Raw genomic sequence first — 3,004 nt, 5'->3', positions numbered from 1 at the left:
CGGGAATTACATTTAATTAATGATAATCGTTTGGCTGAATCATTAAGTGCCCGTTATATCCATAAAGGAAACCGTTTTATTCAAGAAATATTAAAACAGAAGGGCGTTAAAGAAGAAGTGATTGAGCAAGTCTTAGAACATATTGAACTGGAAGATGTTCGCGCCCTGGATGAAGCTCGGAAAAAAATGCGTGGATTTAAGAATGAGACAGATGAGGCAATAAATACAAAATTGGCTCGTTTCTTAAGTGGTCGAGGTTTTTCTCATGCCACGATAAAAACTGTACTTAAACAGTTAAGTGAAGAACAGACTACTTAACGTTTTAGATAGTGTAGCGGATGAATACAACAATCATTTGCATCTATAAGAAAAGAAAACTGTAAATTAAACTCTGAATGAAATGATAAAGTTACAACGTATCATGATTATTGGTAGACCAGGAAGTGGCAAGTCCACTTTTTCTGTTATGTTGCAAAAGAGTCTAAATATTCCATTGTTCCATTTAGATAAATATTTTTTTATTGCCGATTGGGTGCCACGAGAATATGAGAATTTTTTGTCACTCCAAAAAGAATTAGCTGCTAAGCCTTGCTGGATTATTGATGGTAATTCCAGCAAATCATTTGAGATACGTTATCGCGAAGCCGATATGTGCTTGTACTTTAATTTACCCAAGTGGCTATGTTATTGGCGGGTATTTAAGCGCTTGTTTTATAAGGCTTCAGAAATTGATGATAGAGCCGCTGGTTGCAATGAAACGGTCCGATGGTCGCTATTAAGTTATATGTGGAACTATGAACAACGGATTAACCCTTTATTAAATGTCTTAAAGAACCAATATCCAAAAGTGAAATTCATTGAACTCCGTAGCCCATATGATGTGGCGCACTTGATGCGTGTGCTTAAACATAAAGAAGAGTAAAGTATTGTGACAGGATTTTAATAAATGATGCCGACGAATATGATAATACTCTTGATGGGTATTGCAGGTACCGGTAAAAAAACCATAGGCGAGGCAATTACAACGCTGGCCCCTCAGTTTCGATTAGCGCATCACCATGCTTGGATCGATCCGGTTCTAAAACTTTTAGGTAACGATGCTCAAGTATTTTGGTCTCTTGATGATAAAGGATGGGCAGCGCTTAACAAAGCTCGTGATGTGATTTTTGATACGATGACTGCGGTTTGCTCTAAAGAAGCGAGCTTTGTTATTACCTATGAGCTCTTAGCGAATAATTCTTGGCATCAGGAATTTTTTAATCAAGTACAAACCGTTGCTCAAAAACGGGGAGCTGTGTTTGTTCCTATCCGACTGATTTGTAATGGTGCAGAGCTTGTTAAACGCTTAAAAGACTCAGATAGAAAAGGCTATTTTAAAACACAAGATGAGGCGCTTATTACAAAAAGATTGTTTGAAGAAGACGTTTATTTTAGCAAAGAGCCGTATGAAATGACTCTAGATGTGAGCCTCCTTTCAGCAGAGGAGTCAGCGCGTTGTATTTTGGATTGGACTTCCTTAGTTTATGGGAGTAAAAATCAGAATCTGGAATTTAAACCATTGAGTCAAAAAGATTTGAACTTAATGACCCAATGGTTTGCAGAGCCTACAGTGAAACAAGGGTATGCACGAAATCAACAGTTTTCTTTGGAAGATATTAGGGCAAAGTACTTACCCCGCATTGAAGGCATGGATCCAGTCCCGAGTTTTATTATTTATTTGGATCAAAAACCAATTGGTTTTATTCAATATTACTGTCTTGCCGACCATTTACCCGAAGGAATTTCAGGACATAATGCTTCCTTGTTTGACAAGGCTACACCTGAACAATTGGCTGGTATCGACCTTTTTATTGCAGAGCCATCGTGTCGTGGAGTAGGGTTGGGTAGACAAATTATAAGGCATTTTATTGCAAAACAACTCTACAGATTTAAAGCCGTTGTCGTTGATCCTCAAATTGGAAACGAACAAGCCATAGCGTGCTATCAAAAGGCTGGTTTTGTTCCCACGCAATACAGTGAAGATCCCAATTACCTACTCATGATAAACATGCTTACTTATAGAGGGTCCCATGAATATTCTTGAAACTCCCCGTCTGATTTTACGAACATGGCAGGAAGCTGATCTTGATCCTATGGCACTTATTGATCAAGACAAAAAAGTATGCCAATTTTTACCAGGAATAGGGAGTAAGAGTGCTACAAAAGCAGGCATTGAGCGGATTATTGCACATTATAAAGAGAAGGGATTTTCTTTGTATGCTGTTGAACTGAAAAGTACAGGGGAAATGATAGGATTTTTAGGGTTAATGACCCCTTCTTTTGAAGCGGACTTTACTCCCTCTGTTGAAATCGGCTGGAGACTTTCCTCAACACATTGGAATCAGGGTTATGCTACGGAAGGAGCAAAAGCAGTTTTGCATTATGCCTTTACCTCTTTAAATATTCCCGAAGTAGTTTCATTTACAACAGTGAATAATCTAGCTTCAAGACGTGTTATGGAAAAAATTGGTTTACATCACAATACCAAGGATGATTTTGACCATCCCAAATTGGAGCCTAATAGTCCCTTGAGACGACATGTGCTTTATCGATTATCCAGGGCTGATTATCTAAACAACAAAGGTATTCAAGCATGATTTGGGAGATCACGTTAAAAAAAATTACGGATACAACAGCGAACCATGCGGCGCAAAAATGGGTAAAAAACCCTACCCATCTTAAGCTTATCAATAATCAAATTAACTGTGTTTATCGATTTGAATCTAATGGACAAGGATTTTACCTACGCATGACGCATGAAAAAATACGAAAAGCTCGCGAACTTTTGAGTGCCATTGATTTTCAGAAGTATTTATTTTTGTGTGGTACGCCTATTTGTGAACCGGTGGTATCTCAAGAAGGAAATGATGTTGAAACTGTGCACCAAGAGGATTTGGAATTTTTTGTTCATGTTTGCCGGGAGGTACCAGGGCAAATCATGCATTTTGATTATTCAGATAAAAAA

General features: G+C 38.0%; 4 protein-coding genes and 1 pseudogene. All 5 read left to right on the top strand.

The window, feature by feature from the left end:
• The coding region (locus tag Lani_RS13405; protein ID WP_058388608.1) for a regulatory protein RecX at positions 1 to 318 on the top strand (318 nt) is incomplete at its 5' end.
• Between the two features lie 82 nt (positions 319 to 400).
• The gene (locus tag Lani_RS13400; RefSeq protein WP_014845025.1) at positions 401 to 922 is read left to right on the top strand and encodes a P-loop NTPase family protein; all 522 of its coding nucleotides are present in this window, start codon (positions 401 to 403) and stop codon (positions 920 to 922) included.
• Between the two features lie 24 nt (positions 923 to 946).
• Positions 947 to 2,083, top strand: coding sequence for a GNAT family N-acetyltransferase (locus Lani_RS19800; RefSeq protein ID WP_014845026.1), 1,137 nt, complete (start codon positions 947 to 949; stop codon positions 2,081 to 2,083).
• Entirely contained in the window at positions 2,070 to 2,636 is a 567-nt protein-coding gene (locus Lani_RS13390) for a GNAT family N-acetyltransferase (RefSeq protein ID WP_014845027.1), read from the top strand. Before Lani_RS19800 ends, Lani_RS13390 begins: the two co-directional genes overlap by 14 nt.
• Positions 2,633 to 3,004 (top strand): annotated as a pseudogene (locus Lani_RS13385) (phosphotransferase enzyme family protein); the annotation flags it as partial. The gene Lani_RS13390 and the pseudogene Lani_RS13385, both read left to right, overlap by 4 nt.

The sequence above is a fragment of the Legionella anisa genome, assembly GCF_001467525.1.
Lineage (GTDB): Bacteria > Pseudomonadota > Gammaproteobacteria > Legionellales > Legionellaceae > Legionella > Legionella anisa.
The sequence above is the reverse complement of the archived record's forward strand: the minus strand, read 5'-3'. Positions and strand labels throughout refer to the sequence as shown.

What these genes read in the sequence shown, in the direction of transcription:
- Lani_RS19800 (WP_014845026.1), top strand. Translation starts at nt 947, where the DNA reads ATGATGCCGACGAATATGATAATACTCTTGATGGGTATTGCAGGTACC.
- Lani_RS13400 (WP_014845025.1), top strand. Translation starts at nt 401, where the DNA reads ATGATAAAGTTACAACGTATCATGATTATTGGTAGACCAGGAAGTGGC.
- Lani_RS13390 (WP_014845027.1), top strand. Translation starts at nt 2,070, where the DNA reads ATGAATATTCTTGAAACTCCCCGTCTGATTTTACGAACATGGCAGGAA.